The 17,487-nt window shown below is 41.2% G+C and carries 18 protein-coding genes; 9 read left to right on the top strand and 9 right to left on the bottom strand.

Annotated features, from left to right (window positions below; translation table 11 throughout):
• Nucleotide 1: 1 nt before the first annotated feature.
• Nucleotides 2-943 (top strand): DUF389 domain-containing protein, encoded by a 942-nt coding sequence (locus HMPREF3057_RS03680; RefSeq protein WP_257370804.1) that lies wholly within the window; start codon nucleotides 2-4, stop codon nucleotides 941-943.
• 535 nt (nucleotides 944-1,478) lie between these two features.
• Here HMPREF3057_RS03680 and rpmG read toward each other — a convergent pair.
• The 4 genes from rpmG to HMPREF3057_RS03700 form a co-directional block, all read right to left on the bottom strand.
• A complete protein-coding gene (rpmG, locus tag HMPREF3057_RS03685; RefSeq protein ID WP_001265622.1) occupies nucleotides 1,479-1,628 on the bottom strand; it encodes a 50S ribosomal protein L33 in 150 nt (49 codons plus the stop codon).
• Nucleotides 1,629-1,643: 15 nt separating this feature from the next.
• The gene (gene rpmF, locus HMPREF3057_RS03690; protein ID WP_000290417.1) at nucleotides 1,644-1,826 is read right to left on the bottom strand and encodes a 50S ribosomal protein L32; all 183 of its coding nucleotides are present in this window, start codon (nucleotides 1,824-1,826) and stop codon (nucleotides 1,644-1,646) included.
• Nucleotides 1,827-1,974: 148 nt separating this feature from the next.
• Nucleotides 1,975-2,175 carry a type II toxin-antitoxin system antitoxin gene (locus tag HMPREF3057_RS03695; RefSeq protein ID WP_000796544.1) on the bottom strand — a complete coding sequence of 67 codons (201 nt, stop codon included), beginning with the start codon at nucleotides 2,173-2,175 and terminating at the stop codon, nucleotides 1,975-1,977.
• Between the two features lie 2 nt (nucleotides 2,176-2,177).
• Nucleotides 2,178-3,185: an SPFH domain-containing protein gene (locus tag HMPREF3057_RS03700; protein WP_000136839.1), complete on the bottom strand. Its 1,008-nt coding sequence runs from the start codon at nucleotides 3,183-3,185 to the stop codon at nucleotides 2,178-2,180.
• Between the two features lie 184 nt (nucleotides 3,186-3,369).
• Between HMPREF3057_RS03700 and ilvD the strand changes: the two genes are divergently transcribed.
• On the top strand, nucleotides 3,370-5,073 hold the full coding sequence (gene ilvD / locus HMPREF3057_RS03705; RefSeq protein WP_000137343.1) for a dihydroxy-acid dehydratase: 1,704 nt from the start codon (nucleotides 3,370-3,372) through the stop codon (nucleotides 5,071-5,073).
• 166 nt (nucleotides 5,074-5,239) lie between these two features.
• Here ilvD and HMPREF3057_RS03710 read toward each other — a convergent pair whose 3' ends face one another.
• On the bottom strand, nucleotides 5,240-5,581 hold the full coding sequence (locus HMPREF3057_RS03710; protein WP_001204050.1) for a metal-sulfur cluster assembly factor: 342 nt from the start codon (nucleotides 5,579-5,581) through the stop codon (nucleotides 5,240-5,242).
• A gap of 123 nt (nucleotides 5,582-5,704) precedes the next feature.
• Here HMPREF3057_RS03710 and rgg point away from each other — a divergent pair, with 123 nt between their 5' ends.
• From rgg to HMPREF3057_RS03745, 7 genes are all read left to right on the top strand, one after another.
• On the top strand, nucleotides 5,705-6,556 hold the full coding sequence (rgg, locus tag HMPREF3057_RS03715; protein WP_049479707.1) for a quorum-sensing system transcriptional regulator Rgg: 852 nt from the start codon (nucleotides 5,705-5,707) through the stop codon (nucleotides 6,554-6,556).
• A gap of 197 nt (nucleotides 6,557-6,753) precedes the next feature.
• Nucleotides 6,754-8,001, top strand: coding sequence for an MFS transporter (locus tag HMPREF3057_RS03720; protein ID WP_049479709.1), 1,248 nt, complete (start codon nucleotides 6,754-6,756; stop codon nucleotides 7,999-8,001).
• Nucleotides 8,002-8,078: 77 nt separating this feature from the next.
• Entirely contained in the window at nucleotides 8,079-9,359 is a 1,281-nt protein-coding gene (gene hisS / locus HMPREF3057_RS03725; RefSeq protein ID WP_000775829.1) for a histidine--tRNA ligase, read from the top strand.
• A gap of 220 nt (nucleotides 9,360-9,579) precedes the next feature.
• Entirely contained in the window at nucleotides 9,580-10,221 is a 642-nt protein-coding gene (locus HMPREF3057_RS03730; protein ID WP_000771207.1) for a CPBP family intramembrane glutamic endopeptidase, read from the top strand.
• Nucleotides 10,222-10,238: 17 nt separating this feature from the next.
• Nucleotides 10,239-10,481, top strand: a complete 243-nt coding sequence (locus tag HMPREF3057_RS03735; protein WP_049490087.1) for a hypothetical protein — start codon at nucleotides 10,239-10,241, stop codon at nucleotides 10,479-10,481.
• A 125-nt stretch (nucleotides 10,482-10,606) separates the two neighbouring features.
• Complete coding sequence (gene aspS, locus HMPREF3057_RS03740) at nucleotides 10,607-12,370, top strand: aspartate--tRNA ligase (protein WP_049520516.1); 1,764 nt, start codon at nucleotides 10,607-10,609, stop codon at nucleotides 12,368-12,370.
• The gene (locus HMPREF3057_RS03745) at nucleotides 12,348-13,289 is read left to right on the top strand and encodes a YitT family protein (RefSeq protein WP_000806298.1); all 942 of its coding nucleotides are present in this window, start codon (nucleotides 12,348-12,350) and stop codon (nucleotides 13,287-13,289) included. Before aspS ends, HMPREF3057_RS03745 begins: the two co-directional genes overlap by 23 nt.
• A gap of 33 nt (nucleotides 13,290-13,322) precedes the next feature.
• On the opposite strand, the gene HMPREF3057_RS03750 is transcribed toward HMPREF3057_RS03745, so the two are convergent.
• The 4 genes from HMPREF3057_RS03750 to HMPREF3057_RS03765 all read right to left on the bottom strand — a co-directional run bounded on the left by HMPREF3057_RS03750 (nucleotide 13,323) and on the right by HMPREF3057_RS03765 (nucleotide 17,436).
• Nucleotides 13,323-14,309 carry a LacI family DNA-binding transcriptional regulator gene (locus HMPREF3057_RS03750; RefSeq protein ID WP_070696413.1) on the bottom strand — a complete coding sequence of 329 codons (987 nt, stop codon included), beginning with the start codon at nucleotides 14,307-14,309 and terminating at the stop codon, nucleotides 13,323-13,325.
• Between the two features lie 9 nt (nucleotides 14,310-14,318).
• Entirely contained in the window at nucleotides 14,319-15,119 is an 801-nt protein-coding gene (locus HMPREF3057_RS03755) for a DUF1189 domain-containing protein (RefSeq protein ID WP_070696416.1), read from the bottom strand.
• 180 nt (nucleotides 15,120-15,299) lie between these two features.
• Entirely contained in the window at nucleotides 15,300-16,142 is an 843-nt protein-coding gene (locus HMPREF3057_RS03760) for a sugar ABC transporter permease (protein ID WP_001065654.1), read from the bottom strand.
• A 1-nt stretch (nucleotide 16,143) separates the two neighbouring features.
• A complete protein-coding gene (locus HMPREF3057_RS03765; protein WP_000431414.1) occupies nucleotides 16,144-17,436 on the bottom strand; it encodes a carbohydrate ABC transporter permease in 1,293 nt (430 codons plus the stop codon).
• Nucleotides 17,437-17,487 lie beyond the last annotated feature (51 nt).

Raw genomic sequence — 17,487 nt, forward strand, 5'->3', positions numbered from 1 at the left:
TATCGGTCTAAATATGAATTCAACAGCTGTTATTATTGGAGCCATGTTAATTTCACCTCTCATGACACCGATTGTTGGACTGGGATTCGGTTTAGCTATTTTTGATACGCGTTTAATCAAGCAATCTCTAGAGGTTTTATTGACTCAAGTGTTGGTCAGTTTGCTTGTCTCGACTCTGTATTTCTGGATTTCTCCCTTGTCTTATGCAAGTAGCGAGTTGATCGCACGAACCTCTCCAACCATTTGGGATGTTCTCATTGCTATTGCTGGTGGGATTGCTGGTGTGATCGGTTCAAGGAAAAAAGAAGCAAACAATATCGTGCCAGGAGTAGCCATTGCTACAGCTTTGATGCCGCCTATCTGTACTGCTGGCTATGGTTTAGCTAATGGGAATGTACGATTTTTATTCGGGGCTCTCTATCTTTTCTTGATCAACTGTGTCTTTATCATGCTAGCCAACATTGTTGGAACAAGAATTTTGATGAGAAAATCTCCTTTAACTTCATTTAAAGAGCTGAGCATTAAAATGAGAATTGGCTTGATTTCTTTGATTGTATTGTTGATTCTTCCAGCTAGCTATTCGGCAGTTACTCTGACAATAGAACAAGCGCGCAAAGAAGGGATCAAACAGTTTGTAGGAAAAGAGTTCGCCAATTATACGGTTATTAATCAAGTCTACAAGTCAAGTAACAATGAATTGGTCTTGACGGTTGTTGGAGATCCGATTTCAGAAGAAGAATTAGAAACACTCCACCAAAAACAAGCCTCTTACGGTATTCAATCTGTTCAATTGAAAGTGAATCAAGTTCAGAACTCGCCAACATTAGATAGTGAAGCGACCAAGGAATTTTATGAAAACATTGACAAGTATATTGATCAAAAACTCTCTGAAAAAGATTCACAAAACGATCTCGTAAAAGAAAATGAAGCAGACAAGGATTGAGGACAATGAACTGAATCGGTTTTTACGCCGTGTTTTTCTTGTATCTTCCTCTTTCTTACTTATAGCAGGTTGTTTTTGCTTGAATAAGAAATAAATTAGAAGTTCTATCATCTAAGAAAAATGATGAAAAAAATCATTTAACTAATGGTGTGAACGTTTAGTGTTTATCAGCTCCATTCTCTGTAATTTTGGGGGTAAAATCCACACCATTTAGATAAAATTAGTTGAATTTGATTGGAAAAACGCTTTTATAAAAGCGGAGAAAAGTCTTGATATTACGCTGTTTTTAGTCCAACTGAAATTCATACTTTCCAAACCAGGTCTTACGATTTGTAAGTAAAAGAGCAAATAAAAAAGAGGAGCTTGACACTAAAGTTCCTCTTCTTTTTAAATAAACGAATCAGTTTCTTATTACATAAAAGGTAGTGAAAAAGGTAGTGATTCGATTGATTCATATCGCAATGTAGTGAAATTTCGAAATTCAAGAATTGCTTTAAATCAAGGTTTCTAAAGTCTACTGACGTGTAGTGAACCCTTATTTAACCTCTGTAAACACAACGTGTTTGCGAAGTTTTGGTGAGTATTTCTTCAATTGAAGACGGTCTGGAGTGTTACGTTTGTTTTTAGAAGTAAGGTACAAGCGTTCACCAGATTCTTTGTGTTCAAGTGTGATATTTACGCGCATGGTATCTCCCTTCTATTATTCAGCTGATGCAGCTTTAGCGATTTTACGTCCTTTGTAGTATCCTTTAAGTGATACACGGTGAGAACGTGAGTAATCTCCAGTAGTTTCGTCAAAGTTTACAGATGGAGCTGTTACTTTGTAGTGGGTACGACGTTTGTTTTTCTTCGCTTTTGAAGTGCGACGTGCAGGTACTGCCATTTTGATTTCTCCTTTTAAGATATAATTCAGTTAGGTTTGATTTTCATCAACTTTAATAGTATATCAAAACTTTTTTGTAAAGTAAAGTTACTTGACAAAAAAAAGATGAAAAAATTCTCCTGTCCGATCTAGCAGACAGGAGAAGGTGTTAAATATCAATCTCAAATGGTTCGTCAATGGTTTCTGATACGTATTTTCCGTCTTTCTTCCGTTGCTTGACACACTCTGTAAGGAGATATTCGATTTGCCCATTGACTGAACGAAAGTCGTCTTCTGCCCATGATGCGAGTGCAGCGTATAACTTTGTTGAGAGTCGAAGGGGAATCTGCTTTTTTTTAGCTTCAGCCATCTTTAGTAAAGACTTCCTGCGTTGACAATTGGTTGTGCATCATGATTACCACAGAGAACGACTAGGAGATTTGAAACCATGGCAGCTTTTCGTTCTTCGTCAAGTTCTACCAATTCTCCTTCATTGAGACGTTCTAGTGCCATTTCAACCATTCCCACAGCGCCGTCTACAATCATCTTACGGGCATCAATAATGGCAGATGCTTGTTGGCGTTGAAGCATAACAGCTGCAATTTCTGGTGCATAAGCTAGATAAGTGATACGTGCTTCAAGGATTTCCAAGCCAGCATCTTCTACGCGACTTTGGATTTCTTCACGAATACGGTTAGCTACAATTTCACTAGAGCCACGGAGACTACCTTCATCTGCTTGTCCATCCCCTGTAGTATCTACATTAGGAGACACATCGTAAGGATAGATGCGGACAATATTACGAAGGGCGCTATCACACTGCAATGAGAGATATTCTTTATAGTTATCAACGTTGAAGACTGCTTTGGCTGTATCGACAACTCTCCAAGTTACCGCAATTCCAATTTCAACAGGGTTACCTAAGCAATCGTTAATCTTTTGACGGGAATTGCTCAAAGTCATAACTTTGAGGGAAATCTGTTTCTTGCCAATTTCAAGGTTTACATCATTGCCATTTGATGATTTCATTCCTGAAAAAGGAGATTTTGTGCTAACATCACCACTTTGACCAAGTCGAGTGTGGTTTGCAGGGTTGACTGCTATGCTAAAAGGATTGACAAAGTAAAAACCAGGTTCTTTGATGGTACCTGTATAATTACCAAAGAGGGTCAAAACCAGAGCTTCCTGAGGTTTGACAACTTTTAAACCAGCATGAGCTAGAACTGAAATTAAGATTAATAAAAGACCGATAATAATTCCAAAAACGTTTTCCGAACCAGCACCCATTATAAATATAAAGATACCAAGTACGAGTGTCAATTCAATGAGAATTAATGCGAATACACCATTTGGTTTTGAATTGATTAGTTTTTCAGTCATAAGAATGACCTCCTGCTTTATGATATCTAAATGATATCACTTTAATTTATAAAGTCAAGAAATAAATGTAACATTTTTAAAGAAAATATTGCTGTATAGAATTTTCTGAAAATTCAAGAATTTTCTTCTGTTCATTGCCTTTAAAATGTGCTATAATAGTAAAAACTGAAACGGGAGGGATAAGATGACTGAATTAGATAAACGTCACCGCAGTAGCATTTATGATAGCATGGTTAAATCACCAAACCGTGCTATGCTTCGAGCGACTGGTATGACAGATAAGGACTTTGAAACACCGATTGTGGGAGTGATTTCGACTTGGGCGGAAAATACACCATGTAACATTCACTTGCATGATTTCGGGAAATTAGCTAAAGAAGGTGTCAAATCTGCAGGTGCTTGGCCTGTACAGTTTGGAACCATTACCGTAGCGGACGGGATTGCCATGGGAACGCCTGGTATGCGTTTCTCTCTAACATCTCGTGATATCATTGCGGACTCTATCGAGGCGGCGATGGGTGGTCACAACGTCGATGCCTTCGTTGCTATCGGTGGCTGCGACAAGAACATGCCTGGTTCTATGATTGCTATTGCCAACATGGATATTCCAGCTATTTTCGCCTATGGTGGTACTATTGCACCGGGAAATCTTGATGGCAAAGATATTGACTTGGTTTCTGTTTTTGAGGGAATCGGAAAATGGAACCATGGTGACATGACAGCTGAGGACGTAAAACGTCTTGAATGTAATGCCTGCCCTGGCCCTGGTGGCTGTGGTGGTATGTATACAGCTAATACCATGGCGACTGCTATCGAAGTTCTCGGTATGAGTTTGCCAGGATCTTCATCTCACCCAGCTGAATCAGCCGACAAGAAAGAAGATATCGAAGCAGCAGGACGTGCTGTTGTTAAGATGCTGGAGCTTGGTCTCAAACCATCTGATATCTTGACTCGTGAAGCCTTTGAAGATGCCATCACTGTAACCATGGCTCTCGGTGGTTCTACAAATGCCACTCTTCACTTGCTTGCCATTGCCCATGCGGCTAATGTTGATTTGTCCCTTGAGGACTTCAATACGATCCAAGAACGTGTGCCTCACTTGGCCGACTTGAAACCATCTGGTCAGTATGTCTTCCAAGACCTTTACGAAGTCGGTGGTGTCCCTGCGGTTATGAAATATCTCTTGGCAAATGGTTTTCTTCATGGCGACCGTATCACATGTACTGGTAAGACAGTCGCTGAAAACTTGGCTGACTTTGCAGACCTTACACCAGGCCAAAAAGTCATTATGCCACTTGAAAATCCAAAACGTGCAGACGGTCCGCTTATCATCTTGAACGGGAACCTTGCCCCTGATGGTGCGGTTGCTAAGGTATCAGGTGTTAAAGTTCGTCGTCACGTTGGACCAGCTAAGGTCTTTGACTCAGAAGAAGATGCTATTCAGGCCGTTCTGACAGATGAAATCGTTGATGGCGATGTAGTCGTTGTCCGTTTTGTTGGACCTAAGGGTGGTCCTGGTATGCCTGAAATGCTGTCACTTTCATCTATGATCGTTGGTAAAGGTCAAGGAGACAAGGTTGCCCTCTTGACGGATGGACGCTTCTCTGGTGGTACTTATGGTCTGGTTGTCGGACATATCGCTCCTGAAGCTCAGGATGGTGGACCGATTGCTTACCTCCGTACAGGTGATATCGTTACGGTTGACCAAGATACCAAAGAAATTTCCATGGCCGTATCCGAAGAAGAACTTGAAAAACGCAAGGCAGAAACAACCTTGCCACCACTTTACAGCCGTGGTGTCCTCGGTAAATATGCCCATATCGTATCCTCTGCTTCACGCGGAGCCGTGACAGACTTCTGGAATATGGACAAGTCAGGTAAAAAATAAACAAGAAAAGCAAGCCATTTTCGGCTTGCTTCTTTTCATCTTCAAAAGTGATTTGCCTGCTTATACTCAATAAAAATCAAAGAGCAAACTAGAAAGCTAGGCGCAGGCAGTACTTGAGTACGACAAGCCGACGCTGACGTGGTTTGAATTTGATTTTTGAAGAGTATTAACGAGGTGGCAGTCCGAGGGCAATGCGTCCGTAGCGACTGATTCGTGTGATCTTCCATGCAGGAGACCAGGTAACTTCAACCTTGACATCTTCGATACCCTCGATTTGTTTTAGACCTGCGACGATTTCGATAGGTAGGCTTTCGGCGCAATCACAGGCAGTATCGGTGAAGGTCATGACAATCTTGCAGAGACCTGTTTCATCTAGATTGATTTCATAAATCAGCCCTAGATTGTAAACATCCAATTCCACATCTGTATCAAAAACCTTCTCTAATTTATCGATAATTTGGTCTTGCAAGGCTAAAGCGCGGTCATTGATTTTGATATCGTCTCTCATAACAGTCCCTCCACGTGATAAATATCCTCTATTTTCTCATAATTCTGACAATTTGGCAAGTTTTTGATGAATTTTCTGAAAAATATGATAAAATGAAGAAAATACGGAATCAAGGGGAAGTCTATGGAGCAGATTGGAAAAGTCTTTAGACAATTACGAGAGTCAAGAAATATCTCGCTGAGACAAGCAACTGGGGGACAATTTTCGCCGTCCATGTTGTCCCGATTTGAAACAGGTCAGAGTGAGCTTTCGGTGGAAAAGTTTCTATTTGCCCTAGAAAATATATCTGCTAGTGTAGAGGAAATCCTCTTTCTGACGAGAGGTTTTCAGTATGATACAGATTCTGAGTTGAGAAAAGAAATCATAGATGTCTTGGATCCAAAGAATATAGCTCCGCTTGAGGACTTGTATCGCAAGGAGTATCAAAAGCATGCCCATTCTCAAAACAAACAGAAACATATTCTAAATGCCATCATTATCAAGTCTTATATGAAGAGCATGGATGAAAGGGTAGAGTTAACAGCAGAGGAAGGGAAAGTCCTTCATGATTATTTGTTTTCTACCGAGATTTGGGGAATCTATGAACTCAATTTATTTTCAGTCAGTTCACCATTTCTATCTGTTTCTCTTTTTACTAGATATGTACGAGAAATGGTACGTAAATCTGATTTTCTAATGGAAATGTCTGGTAATCGAAATCTGTTTCACACTATACTATTGAATGGCTTTTTAGCCAGCATTGAGTGTGAAGAATTTACCAATGCCTCTTATTTTAAACGTGTCATCAAAGAGCATTTCTACAAGGAAAATGAGACCTATTTCCGAATTGTCTATTTGTGGGCTGAAGGTCTTCTTGATAGCAAGCAGGGTAGAGTCAAGGAAGGGCAGAAAAAGATGGAAGATGCTGTCCATATTTTTGAGATGCTTGGTTGTAACAAATCTGCTGAATACTACAGAAATACAACCGATTGTTGAATATCTGCAAACTAAGAAAATAATTTGAAAATTTAAGCGATAGAACTTTTGACTACTCTCAGGTCGTTACAAAAGTTCTATCGTTTCTTTGCTCATTTTATGTGTTGCATATATTCAAAAGTTTTCCCTTTCAATTTCTAAGTGCTATACTATAGTCATACTTCACATAGGGATTATAACAAGAAGGGAGATTACCTATGAAACTATTGTTTAGAAATCAAGCTTATCGACTCTTGACTTTGTCGCGCTTCTTCAATGCTTTTGGTGCTTCGATTTTTAACCTAGTATTTATCGTTTATGCATCGACCTTGCCACAAGCCTCTTTTGCTGTTGCTATGGCGAATATTGTCATTATTCTTCCGACTCTCTTTACAGTTTTTGTAGGGATTCGGGCAGATTACACAAGGGACAAGGTCAAATGGATGGTCTATAGCGGTTTGTTTCAGGCGGTTTTATTTTTTCTGGCAGCCCTAGTTGTTCAGCAAGCTAGTCTCTTTGCCTTTTCTAGCCTGTGTTTGATCAATGTCATCAGTGATTTGATCAGTGATTTTGCTGGTGGTTTGCGAATGCCTCTCGTTAAGGAAAAAGTAGCTGAAGAGGATCTGATGGAAGCTTATTCTTTTTCCCAGTTTATCACATATATTTCAGCTATTGGTGGTCAAGCTTTTGGAGTTTGGCTCTTAGGTCTATCGGTCAACAATTTTTCCCTTGTTGCTGGAATCAATGCCTGCTTTTTCCTAGTATCAGCCTTTATTCTCTTTTTAGGAAAAAGCAAATTGAGTCTGTCAATGTCATCTGCTGATGGTGAAAACCTAAAAAATGAGAAGCTTTCTATCAAAGACCAGTTCCTAACAATTTACCGAAATTTACGTCTCGTTTTTCTTAAAGGTGGACAGAAAAACTTTGGTTTCATGATCTTTGCTGTCTTGCTTATTAATGCCTTGGGTGGGGCTTTAGGAAGCATCTATAACATCTTCTTTTTGAGCCATTCTCTCTTGAATTTTTCTTACACAGAGGCACTATTTATCAATCAATTCTGTGTTTTAGTAGCAATCATCATCAGTAGCCTTACGGGCAATGATTATTTTGGGAAGCAGTCTTTGCCTAGATTGATGATGTGGGCGACCGTAGGACTCAGTCTAATTGGTCTAGCTAATGTATTCAATCAAGTCGTACTTGGTTTACTATTTCTCTTTTCAACTCTCTATGTGTCTGGTAAAGTTCAACCAAAGATTAGTGCCATGCTCATGAAAAATCTAGCTCCAGATGTTTTAGCTCGTACCAGTAATTTTTTAGGTTTATTGTTTACCTTATCCATACCTGTGGGAACAGCTTGTTTTTCACTTCTAGCTGTATGGAATATACAGTTGACTTGGATGCTGTTTGTTGGTCTCTCCTTGCTAGCTATTCTTTTGACAGTTATTAATCTCAAAAATGATATTTGAATCCTAATTTTTTTCTCACTGTTTTAATCCCTCTATTTATGGTAAAATAAGACTATTAAGTTTAAAGAGGATTCCCTATGAAATTACAAAAACCAAAAGGAACGCAGGATATTTTACCTGCTGAGTCTGCCAAGTGGCAGTATGTTGAGGGCTTTGCCCGTGAAATTTTCAAGCGCTATAACTATGCGGAAGTGCGCACGCCTATTTTTGAGCATTACGAGGTCATCAGCCGCTCTGTCGGAGATACAACGGATATCGTTATCAAGGAAATGTACGATTTTTATGACAAGGGTGACCGCCATATTACCCTCCGTCCAGAAGGAACTGCGCCCGTTGTCCGCTCTTATGTGGAAAATAAACTCTTCGCACCAGAAGTGCAAAAGCCAAGTAAGTTCTATTACATGGGCCCTATGTTCCGTTATGAGCGTCCACAGGCAGGGCGTTTACGCCAATTCCACCAGATTGGTGTTGAGTGTTTTGGCTCTAGCAATCCAGCTACCGATGTGGAAACCATCGCTATGGCAGCTCATTTCTTGAAAGAAATCGGCATCCAAGGTGTCAAATTGCATCTTAACACTCTTGGAAATCCTGAGAGTCGTGCGGCTTACCGTCAAGCCTTGATTGATTATTTGACACCGATCAAGGAGACCTTGTCTAAGGATAGCCAACGTCGTTTGGAGGAAAATCCTCTCCGTGTCTTGGACTCTAAGGAAAAAGAAGACAAGGTGGCAGTAGAAAATGCACCGTCTATCTTGGATTTCCTTGATGAAGAAAGCCAAGCTCATTTTGATGCCGTCCGTCAGATGTTGGAAAATCTGGGTGTAGACTATATCATCGATACCAATATGGTGCGTGGTCTGGACTACTACAACCACACCATTTTCGAATTCATCACTGAGATTGAGGGCAATGATTTGACCGTCTGTGCGGGTGGTCGTTACGATGGTTTGGTTGCCTACTTTGGTGGTCCTGAAACTGCAGGCTTTGGCTTTGGACTTGGTGTAGAGCGCCTGCTTCTCATCCTTGAAAAGCAAGGTGTGACTCTCCCTATCGAAAACGCTCTAGATGTTTATATCGCAGTCTTGGGTGAAGGAGCAAATGTCAAGGCCTTGGAATTGGTACAAGCCCTTCGCCAACAAGGTTTTAAAGCAGAGCGTGATTACCTCAACCGGAAGCTCAAAGCTCAGTTCAAGTCCGCCGATGTCTTTGCGGCTAAGACTCTCATCACGCTAGGCGAGAGTGAAGTTGAAAGCGGACAAGTGACGGTCAAAAACAACCAAACACGAGAAGAAGTGCAAGTGTCACTTGATGCTATCAATCAAAATTTCTCAGAAATCTTTGAAAAATTAGGCTTTTAATGACAGATAAACTGGTCAGGAATATATCCTGACTCTCTTTTTCCTAGGATCAACATTGCTTTTGCTTGCTTAAAAATATCTTTATAAAACCATTACTACCGTTTCTATTTTTGCAAGAGGAATTCTCTTATTAGCCCTTTTAGTTGCGACTGTATTCCACATTTTTATCAAGATGATGTGAATAACAATGCTAAGTCTTCATTTCAAATAGGAGTCTTTTATGAAATTACTTAAAAATCTTGGCTGGTTTCTTCTAGCTATTCTATCCTTTTACTTTGGCTATGGTCTGGTTCAGAGTATGGCTTTATCGGCGCTTGACCTAGGGGCTTCAATCTTTGGAGTCTTGCCACTTTATGTCGCCCTGTCAGGGGCCTATGTTTATGGAGTTTACATATGGTATCAGACAGAAAAGGTTAGCATCCAGACAACAGCTTTTAATCGTTATATCTGGTTGCCTACTCTGGTTTTGCTAGTGGCGATTACAGCCCAGTTCTTTTTGCCAGAAGATCCGTCAGTCAATCAACAAATCGTATCACAACTGACAGTTGCTCAGCCTGTCTTTGGTTTCTTTATGGTAGTGGTCTTTGCTCCTCTGACGGAAGAACTCATCTTTAGAGGGATGCTGGCGCGCTATCTCTTTCCTAAGCAGAACAACGGAAAACAGACAGCTCTGTTTCTCCTCGTATCGAGTGTGCTTTTTGCCTTGATTCATTTTCCAGGAACTTTGCAACAGTTTTTAGTTTATGCTAGTCTGGGATTGAGTTTGGGACTGGCTTATGTGAGCCGAAAAGGTCTTCTTTATAGCATTTCTCTCCACGCTTTGAATAATTTAATCGGCTTTTTGATGATACTCATGCTATAATAGAGTCAGGAGGTCACATGAAACGAATAATTTTATTAGCAGTGATACAGGCGGTCGTTCTCTTCTTTATCATCGGGGCACTTGCCTATGCCTTTAAAGGCGACTTCTTTTACAACTATCTAGCAGTTGTCTTTGCGCCTATTGCAGGAGTCTTGCGTTTTGCTTCGGCTTATGCGACGGAGATTGTTCTACCTAAAAAGGCAGCTGAGATTGCTGAAAAGCGTAAAAAGGTTAAGAATTATAATCAGAGAATCCGATGACGTTTTCATCGGATTTTTTGTCTGTTCGTTTTGATTCTAAAGACAATCAAACTTTTCTGCTGATTTTCATGAAGAGCCTGCGCTTTTATGGTAAAATAGTAACAGAATAAAAGAGGAGAGAAAACATGAAACGTAGTATGTATGCTGGTCGTGTTCGTGAGGAACACATCGGACAAGAAATGACCTTGAAAGGATGGGTTGGTCGTCGTCGTGACCTAGGTGGTTTGATCTTTATCGACCTTCGTGACCGTGAAGGAATCATGCAGTTGGTTATCAACCCTGAAAAAGTCTCTGCAGAGGTCATGGCAACAGCTGAAAGCCTTCGTAGTGAGTTTGTCATCGAGGTGACTGGACAAGTCGCTGCGCGTGAGCAAGCTAATGATAAATTGCCGACTGGTGCAGTTGAGTTGAACGTGACAGCTTTGGCAGTGCTTAATACAGCCAAAACAACACCTTTTGAGATTAAAGATGGGATTGAGGCCAATGACGATACACGTTTGCGTTACCGTTACCTTGACCTTCGTCGTCCAGAAATGCTAGAAAACCTTAAGCTTCGTGCTAAGGTGACTCACTCTATCCGTAACTACTTGGATGAGTTGGAGTTTATCGATGTGGAGACGCCATTCCTTTCGAAGTCAACACCAGAAGGAGCGCGTGACTATTTGGTGCCATCTCGTGTCAATAAAGGGCATTTCTACGCTCTTCCTCAGAGCCCACAAATCACTAAACAGCTTTTGATGAATGCTGGGTTTGACCGTTACTACCAAATCGTTAAATGTTTCCGTGACGAGGATTTGCGTGGTGACCGTCAGCCTGAGTTTACTCAGGTCGACTTGGAAACGTCTTTCCTTACGGAGCAAGAGATCCAAGATATCACAGAAGGCTTGATTGCGCGCGTGATGAAAGAAACCAAAGGCATCGAAGTAACGCTTCCATTTCCTCGTATGAAGTATGATGACGCGATGGCTCTTTACGGTTCTGACAAACCTGATACTCGTTTTGATATGTTGCTTCAGGACTTGACAGAAGTGGTTAGAGGTGTTGATTTCAAAGTCTTTTCAGAAGCACCTGCCGTTAAAGCCATTGTAGTCAAAGGAGCTGCAGACAACTACTCACGTAAAGACATTGACAAGATGACTGAAGTAGCCAAACAATATGGTGCCAAAGGTCTTGCTTGGGTCAAAGTGGTTGATGGAGAATTAAATGGACCAGTTGCCAAGTTCTTAACTGGTATCCAAGCAGAATTGACTGCAGCACTTGGTCTTGAAGATAAGGACTTGGTTCTCTTTGTGGCGGATACGCTTGAGGTAGCCAATGCAACACTAGGCGCCCTTCGTGGACGTATTGCCAAAGAGCTGGGCTTGATTGATAATGATAAGTTCAACTTCCTTTGGGTGGTTGATTGGCCAATGTTTGAATGGTCTGAAGAAGAAGGTCGCTACATGAGCGCCCACCATCCATTTACTCTTCCACAGGAAGAAACAGCTCACGAATTAGAAGGTGATTTGGCTAAGGTTCGTGCCATTGCTTACGATATCGTCTTGAACGGTTATGAGCTTGGTGGTGGTAGTCTTCGTATCAACCAAAAAGACCTTCAAGAACGCATGTTCAAGGCTCTTGGTTTCTCAGCTGAAGAAGCAAATGACCAGTTTGGTTTCCTTCTTGAAGCCATGGACTATGGTTTCCCACCACACGGTGGATTGGCTATCGGTCTTGACCGATTTGTGATGCTCTTAGCAGGGGAAGAGAATATTCGTGAAGTCATTGCCTTTCCTAAGAACAACAAGGCGACAGATCCAATGACACAAGCTCCATCAATAGTCGCTCTCAAACAACTAGAGGAACTCAGCTTACAAGTAGAAGAAGATGAAACAAGCAAAACGAATTAAGCGGTGGCGCTATTATTTGCGCCGCTTTGCTTATCAGATAAAAATCTTACGAGTTTTACAAAGTATCTCTCGGGAAAAATATGATGAGAAAGTATCGGCTTCTCTGGTTTATGGCTTTCTGTCAGCAGTAGCAGTCAATTTCTTTTTTCAACCAGGGCACGTTTACTCCAGTGGTGCGACGGGTCTGGCACAGATTATCTCTGCCTTGAGTAATCACTGGTTTGGTTTTTACATTCCGATATCGCTAACCTTTTATGCTATCAATTTTCCGTTGATGATTTTGGCTTGGTATCAGATTGGGCATAAGTTTACAATCTTTACCTTCATCACAGTATCCATGAGTTCCCTCTTTATCCAGCTTGTACCGGTTGTGACCTTGACAGAGGATCCCATTATCAATGCCCTTTTTGGGGGTGTTGTCATGGGCTTGGGGATTGGTTTTGCGCTCCGTAACAATATTTCTAGCGGAGGTACAGATATCGTCAGTCTCACTATTCGAAAGAAAACGGGTAAGAATGTCGGTAGTATTTCTTTCTTGGTAAATGGAACCATCATGCTGATAGCAGGATTGACCTTTGGTTGGAAATACGCTCTCTACTCCATGATTACCATCTTTGTCTCCAGTCGTGTGACAGACGCGGTCTTTACCAAGCAAAAACGCATGCAGGCCATGATTGTGACCAATAATCCTGACAAGGTAATCGCAAAAATCCATAAAAAATTGCACCGCGGAGCAACCATGATCCACGATGCAGAAGGAACCTATAATCATGAGAGAAAAGCAGTCTTGATTACGGTTATCACACGAGCAGAGTTTAATGATTTTAAACACATCATGAAACAGATCGATCCGACAGCCTTTGTCTCTGTATCTGAAAATGTCCACATTCTCGGACGATTCGTAGAAACAGACAATTAATAATATTCAAAAGACCAGCCTTGGGGCTGGTCTTTATTTTTCGATAATTTTGTGTCCAATCAACTGGCGGTAACAAATCTGTTTATTGTTTTTAGCATCGTTGATAATCTGGAGAATGGTTTCAAAGGAAACGCGCCCAAGTTCCAGGCTATTGATGTCCACATAAGCTACGAGGTCAAGTCGAGGATTGACAGAGTCGAAACTCAAGACAGGAACAGTTAACTGATGCTTACTGATGTAGTCACAAACCCCTTCTGCAAGGAGACTGTCAGTTGTGATAATAGCGTCAATCTGTGGATCGTGATTGAACAGGAGTTCACTGAATTGATACCCTTTTTCTTCTAGAAATTCGTTTGCAAAGTAGGTTAAGTTGGTATCAATCGGAAGTTGGTGTTGTTTGAGTGCGGACTCATAGCCAGTTAGACGATCTTGTGTTACGAAGAGTCGCTTTGTCCCCCCGATGAAGGCAATTCGTTTACATCCTTTTTTGATGAAATACTCTGTCGCATCAAAGCCCGCCTGTACATTGTCATTATCAACAAGAGGGATAAAGGGTGAAGTAGATTTTCCGAGAATGAGGAAAGGGAACTGCTCATCGGCTACTAGCTTGACCAGAGGATCTTCTTCTTCAGCGTAGAGGAAAATCAAACCGTCAACACGCTTGCCATAAACCATCTGAGAAATAGCTTTGAGACGCTCCTTCTCATCTTTACCAGTTGCGATCTGGATAGCATAGTGGTTTTCAGACGCGACTTGGGCGATTCCTCGTAGGACAGATGGGAAGAAAGGATTTTGGTAGAAGGCATCCGAGTCGTCAGGCAATACCAAACCAATAACTTGAGTATAGCTGCTAACTAGGCTACGAGCATTGAGATTGGGATGGTAGTTGAGTTCCTTCATAGCCTTGCGAACTCGTTTTTTGGTTTCATCACTAATCGTTGATTTATTTTGGATGACGCGGGTAACAGTTGAAGGTGAGACACCTGCTGCTTTAGCCACATCTTTAATCGTCACGGGCATAAAAATCTCCTATTTATGATAATCTGGATCGCGGTAATGTGTTTTATAAAAGATGATGACCAGATAAAGAACAAAAAGAATGTTTTGTACAGTGATAAGGGTTGTCATATTTTGGCCAAAAAGTCCCAAAATAAGTGTAATCAAAGTTGGTAATCCTAAACAGTTCAAGATAAAATGGTAGCACTCTTTAAAGCTCCTAAATGAAAAGAGGCGTGATTTTTTGGTGATATAAAGGAGAAGACTAGCTCCAAGAGAGACAATGAAGAAATTCAATCCAAAGAGGAAGCTAGCACCAAGGACGAGAAAGAGACTGATATAGACACGGTTCTGTTGGTACCAGTCTTTAGAAATAGCCTGGGTTAAAGCTTCCTTACTCTGGAAACTCTCCGTTTGAATGGCGTGGTAGCGAATGCGGGTCAGTTCCTTGCTTTCCTTGCTGATGATGAGTTCTTCCGTATCAAAATGAAGTTGCAAGTCCTTTGGCAATTCTTTGCTTTGGCTCGGGCCAATCAAAAGAGAAGGCTGCTGATTCTTCGTACCTGAGTAGTTCAGCTTTCCATCAACGATTTGTGCATTCTCTGACAAGTCCATGATGGCTTCATCTGTCAGTGGAGTGTAGACATTATCGATAAAGGTATCCAGTGGATACGTTTCCTGTGAGCTGTTTTGAATGGCAATCGGAACCATAGACAAACTGATGAGGAAAATGCTCGTAAAGAGAAGCTGAAACCAGTTGAGTCCGAAACGTTTTGACAGGGGCTTACGAAATCCCCAGATACTAGAGAAATACGAGAATGGATATGGAAGCATAGGCATCTTTCTAAAAGTGTTTTCTATATGAGTATTATTATATAGAGAAATGTGCTTTATTTCAAGTCTAGTAGATAAATTGCTGATTGAAAAGCGGATTTTGCTACTATTTGCGATCTTGTGTCCAATCCTGCAGCTTTAGCAACAAGATCCAAAATGAAAAAGGGTGGCGGGGATAGATTATCCCTTGTCGCCACCACTTGTAAGTCCTGAAACAAAGTTCTTTTGTAGGAAGAAGAAGAGAATACAGATTGGAAGGGCGATGAGGATAGCACCTGCTGAGAAGTAGGCAATCTTCAAGTTTTTCACATTGCTGACAAAGGTCTGTAGACCAACGGCAACTGTAAAGTATTCTTTCTCACGAAGCAAGAAACTAGAGAGGATATAGTCTCCGAAAGGTCCCATGAAGGCCCAGAGCGCTTGTACTGCAACCATTGGACGAACGAGTGGGAGAACAATTTGCCAGAAGCGACGGAAGTGTCCTGCACCATCTAGTTTTGCTGATTCATCAAGAGACATTGGTACTGTGTCGAAGTAACCTTTCATCAACCAAGCGTTCATTGGGATACCACCACCGACATATAGGAAGATGAGGAACCAGCTATGGTTAAGGGCGTTCAACATAAGGGCCATAACGAAGAAGGCTGTCAAAGCGGCCATAGTTGGCACCATTTGGATGATCAAGAAGAAGACCAAACTTTGTTTACGAGCCAAGAAGTTGTAACGGCTGTAGGCGTAACCAGCAAGTACGATGATACTTGTTTGAACAGCCATTGTAATCAAAGCGATAATCAAAGTGTTGAGGTACCAAGTGCCGTACAAGGTTTCAGTGAAGAGCCCTTGGAAGTTGGCAAAGCTAAAGTCGACGTTAGCATCTAGTTTAAAAGCTACGACGTTACCAGTCTTGAAGGCTGACATAATAGTAATCAAAAGTGGATAGATAATCACGATTGAAAGACCAATCAAGTAGAGGTAAGTGAGGGTTTGAGTCAGTCTACGTTTGAGTTTGATTGAGTTATTCATCTTAGACGTCCTCCATATCAAATGCGTGTAGTTTCTTGAATGCGATCATAGAGATAGAGATGACAATGATAGAGATGATCAAGGTAACAGCTGCCGCCATAGAGTATTGAGGAGATGTACCTGTTGTCAAACGATAAATCCATGAGATCAAGATATCAGTTGAACCGGCTCCACCACCAACGCTACCAGGACCTCCGCCGTTGAAGAGGTACATGATAGAGAAGTTGTTAAAGTTGAAGGTGTATTGGCTGATCAATGTTGGTGCTGCAACAGCCAAAATCATAGGGAAAGTGATGTTGCGGAATTTTTGCCAAGCATTGGCACCATCGATATAAGCCGCTTCGTAGAGGTCGTTAGGAATTGACTGCAAGATACCCAAAGTCAAAACGTAGATGTATGGGAATCCTAGCCAACCTTGCATCATAATCAAGGCAATCTTGGTCCAAGTTGGGTCTGTTTTCCAAGGGATAAGAGCACCGTCAAGGAAAGGAAGAACCTTAGCCAAGATAGGCAATACTTGAGTGTTTATGGCACCGACACTATCATTAAACATGTTTGAGAATGTCAAGATAGTGATGAAGGCTGGAACAGCCCAAGGAAGAAGGAAAATAACACCAAAGATACGTTTTCCTTTGATAAATGGTTGGTTAGCAATGATAGCGGTGAAGATACCAATCACAATCTGCAAAGTAGAAGCAGACAAGGCCCAGATGATGGTCCAAGAAAGAACCGCACCGAAGGCTGAACGGAAGGTACTTAAGCTCCAGATGTTTGTAAAGTTAGTCAAACCAACCCAGTCCAACAATTTGTTTGGTGGCAAGTGTTGGAAGTCATAGTTGGTAAAGGCAATCATCAAGGTTACGATAACTGGGAAGATAATCGCAAATGTCATAGCGACGTAAGATGGGATGATCAAGAGGTAAGGGAAACCATTCTCATAAATACCTTTGATCATATCTTTAAAAGTACGTGGGACAGGAATTCCATTGTTAATACGTTTTGCGATTGTATGTGCATCTTTAATATTTGAGAAATAAAAGAGCACATAAACGACTACAAAGATTAAATGGAAGGCACCACGAATCAGCATAAAGAGGGAATTATCACGACCTGGCTTGTCACCAAGAGTGATCAAATTGTGCAATTCAGGGGCTGCAAGTGCTAGGAAATAAAGAACAAATACGATAGTGACACCAAGGAAGATAAAACCTTTTGCCTTTTGTTTATTGTAAATCTGTCCTAACCCAGGAATCACTGAAAGCAAGGCTGCTTTGCTAGGTTGTTGGTTTTCCATGAATACTCCTTTCATAGGATACGAGATTGAAGTTTGTCTCCAATCACTAGA

The sequence above is a fragment of the Streptococcus sp. HMSC072D05 genome, from assembly GCF_001815805.1.
GTDB lineage: Bacteria > Bacillota > Bacilli > Lactobacillales > Streptococcaceae > Streptococcus.

Bases quoted from the DNA above. Each gene is read 5' to 3' on its own strand.
- rpmG (WP_001265622.1), bottom strand. From the start codon at position 1,628: ATGCGCGTAAATATCACACTTGAACACAAAGAATCTGGTGAACGCTTG.
- rpmF (WP_000290417.1), bottom strand. From the start codon at position 1,826: ATGGCAGTACCTGCACGTCGCACTTCAAAAGCGAAGAAAAACAAACGT.
- HMPREF3057_RS03695 (WP_000796544.1), bottom strand. From the start codon at position 2,175: ATGGCTGAAGCTAAAAAAAAGCAGATTCCCCTTCGACTCTCAACAAAG.
- HMPREF3057_RS03700 (WP_000136839.1), bottom strand. From the start codon at position 3,185: ATGACTGAAAAACTAATCAATTCAAAACCAAATGGTGTATTCGCATTA.
- ilvD (WP_000137343.1), top strand. From the start codon at position 3,370: ATGACTGAATTAGATAAACGTCACCGCAGTAGCATTTATGATAGCATG.
- HMPREF3057_RS03710 (WP_001204050.1), bottom strand. From the start codon at position 5,581: ATGAGAGACGATATCAAAATCAATGACCGCGCTTTAGCCTTGCAAGAC.
- rgg (WP_049479707.1), top strand. From the start codon at position 5,705: ATGGAGCAGATTGGAAAAGTCTTTAGACAATTACGAGAGTCAAGAAAT.
- HMPREF3057_RS03720 (WP_049479709.1), top strand. From the start codon at position 6,754: ATGAAACTATTGTTTAGAAATCAAGCTTATCGACTCTTGACTTTGTCG.
- hisS (WP_000775829.1), top strand. From the start codon at position 8,079: ATGAAATTACAAAAACCAAAAGGAACGCAGGATATTTTACCTGCTGAG.
- HMPREF3057_RS03730 (WP_000771207.1), top strand. From the start codon at position 9,580: ATGAAATTACTTAAAAATCTTGGCTGGTTTCTTCTAGCTATTCTATCC.
- HMPREF3057_RS03735 (WP_049490087.1), top strand. From the start codon at position 10,239: ATGAAACGAATAATTTTATTAGCAGTGATACAGGCGGTCGTTCTCTTC.
- aspS (WP_049520516.1), top strand. From the start codon at position 10,607: ATGAAACGTAGTATGTATGCTGGTCGTGTTCGTGAGGAACACATCGGA.
- HMPREF3057_RS03745 (WP_000806298.1), top strand. From the start codon at position 12,348: ATGAAACAAGCAAAACGAATTAAGCGGTGGCGCTATTATTTGCGCCGC.
- HMPREF3057_RS03750 (WP_070696413.1), bottom strand. From the start codon at position 14,309: ATGCCCGTGACGATTAAAGATGTGGCTAAAGCAGCAGGTGTCTCACCT.
- HMPREF3057_RS03755 (WP_070696416.1), bottom strand. From the start codon at position 15,119: ATGCTTCCATATCCATTCTCGTATTTCTCTAGTATCTGGGGATTTCGT.
- HMPREF3057_RS03760 (WP_001065654.1), bottom strand. From the start codon at position 16,142: ATGAATAACTCAATCAAACTCAAACGTAGACTGACTCAAACCCTCACT.
- HMPREF3057_RS03765 (WP_000431414.1), bottom strand. From the start codon at position 17,436: ATGGAAAACCAACAACCTAGCAAAGCAGCCTTGCTTTCAGTGATTCCT.